The following is a 2,188-nucleotide window of genomic DNA, read 5'->3' on the forward strand; positions in this document are numbered from 1 at the left end:
CCCATCAGCTTTGCAATCGATCGCATGAAGCCCTGCGTTTGTCTCAAGGCAAGCCGAAACACGACCCGCAGAGTGAGGCAAATCTCGATTGCCAGATCGATGTAACGCGCCTGTCCACCGCGGGTCTTGCGGCGCGGCGACGACCACTTCCTGGCCACATCATCTGAAACCGAAACCGTCAAATCACCACGTTGCCGAAGGCCTTCGTTGTACGCGGACCAGTTCGTGACGCGGTACTTTGCTTTGGGGATCTTATCGCGACGGGCATCATTGAATTTGTAGGGCATGGCCGTCGCTTGCGTCAGAGAAAACGATGGGAATACCGCGACCCGGCGATCCCTGCAACACGCTCGTTTGGTCCGTGACGTCAATGGAATTTGGCATGAAGTCGGTCCGATCATCTGGGCAGGACTAGCCCGTGGCAAAGATGTGCCCGCTTAAAGTTTCATATCGCAGTTCGTTGCTCCATGTCGCCCGACGGCATTGTCAGGTTGTTCTATGAGGACACAGTGACCTGGCAGAATCCACTTTAGGCCGCTAGCTCTTCTGCACAACGGTTCCAAGTTTCGAAAGCCGTTGTTCGCTTGTTTCTGTATTCTGAAGCGGTCATTTTGTTGCGGCCGGGACGAAATAGATTGGCGGTTTCATCGTGGATCGATAGAAACTTCTGCGCTTGCCGTGCCGACTTGAATCGACCTTGAATTTTCTCCCTTTTTCGGGTCGGCCTGTGGGAGCCTTCGATGCGGTTGTTCAAGCCCTTATGCGCCCGGTGATCGACGCTTATTTCGAGCTTACGCAAGGCTGCACCGTAACTGCGAAGTTTGTCCGTCACGATAACACGTGGCTCACCCCAACGGGTGATCAGTCTGGAAATAAGTCGTTTCGCGGCCCGCGTGTTACGCCGAGTTTGAACCAATATATCAAGAACTTCCCCGTTGCTATCGACCGCACGCCAAAGCCAATGTTTCACTCCCCGGATCGATATCACCACTTCATCGAGATGCCATTTATCGCTGGGCGGATTGCGTCTTGCACGGATACGTTTCGAGATCCCAGAACCAAATTTTCCAACCCAAGCGCGGATCGTTTCATAACTGACCACAACGCCGCGCTCGGAGAGCAGTTCCTCAACGTCTCGCAGGCTGAGAGCAATACGGTGATAGGCCCAAACCGCATACGAAATGATAGGCAGCGGGAAGCGGTGGCCTTTGAGGCGGGATGAAGAATTCGTACAAATCATCGACATGGGCTACGCAGGTGCCGAACGCAGGTCAACAACTTGACGATGCCTACCCGAACACCCCCAGCTTTTGCCCACTCCCAAGCTACACACAGCTATGTGCGCGATTTTCGATTGACGCTGTTCCGGAAGCACAAATAGGCCCACCGAAAAGGCGGGCCTATTTTCCTACCTAGCGAAGTTTAGAGCTTCTCTGTCAACTCTGGCACTGCTGCGAAGAGGTCGGCGACAAGACCGAAGTCCGCGACCTGAAAGATCGGTGCCTCTTCGTCCTTGTTGATCGCGACGATGATCTTGCTGTCCTTCATTCCGGCGAGGTGCTGAATCGCACCCGAGATGCCGACAGCGACGTACAGATCGGGGGCGACGACCTTGCCGGTCTGACCAACCTGCCAATCGTTCGGGGCATAGCCCGAGTCGACCGCGGCGCGCGAGGCGCCCACGGCGGCGCCCAGCTTGTCCGCCAGTTTCTCGATTAGCGCAAAGTCCTCTTCCGAGCCAACGCCACGGCCACCTGAGACAACCACGCCTGCGCTGGTTAGTTCGGGGCGATCGCTTTCGGCGACCTTGTCTTCGACCCATTCCGACAGGCCGGGATTTTCGGCGGCAGAAATGGTTTCGACCGAGGCCGATCCACCGTCGCCAGCGGCATCAAAGGTTGATGTCCGGATGGTCACGACCTTTTTCGCGTCGGCAGATTTCACCGTCTGGATCGCGTTGCCAGCATAGATCGGGCGCTCGAACGTGTCGGCATCGACAACGCCGGAGACATCCGAAATCACCATCACGTCAAGCAGCGCCGCAACCCGTGGCATTAAGTTCTTGGCATCAGTTGTGGCCGGGGCGACGACATGATCGTAGTCGCCAGCCAGCGACACGATCAGTGCAGCCGTCGATTCCGCGAGGCGGTGGCCCAATGATGCATCCTCGGCGACCAGCACCTTGGAC

Annotated in this window: 3 protein-coding genes; all 3 read right to left on the minus strand. The window is 56.6% G+C overall.

Translation table 11 applies throughout. The features are described from left to right. The coding region (locus tag ABJO75_RS08125; RefSeq protein ID WP_348432412.1) for a transposase at positions 1-287 on the minus strand (287 nt) is incomplete at its 3' end. Between the two features lie 242 nt (positions 288-529). After that, positions 530-1,240: an IS6 family transposase gene (locus ABJO75_RS08130; protein WP_348134929.1), complete on the minus strand. Its 711-nt coding sequence runs from the start codon at positions 1,238-1,240 to the stop codon at positions 530-532. A gap of 182 nt (positions 1,241-1,422) precedes the next feature. Continuing rightward, positions 1,423-2,188: FAD-binding protein (locus ABJO75_RS08135; RefSeq protein ID WP_348134927.1), on the minus strand; the 766-nt coding region annotated here is incomplete at its 5' end.

Origin of the sequence: Sedimentitalea sp. (assembly GCF_039973035.1) — a bacterium.
In the GTDB taxonomy this organism is placed as follows: domain Bacteria; phylum Pseudomonadota; class Alphaproteobacteria; order Rhodobacterales; family Rhodobacteraceae; genus Sedimentitalea.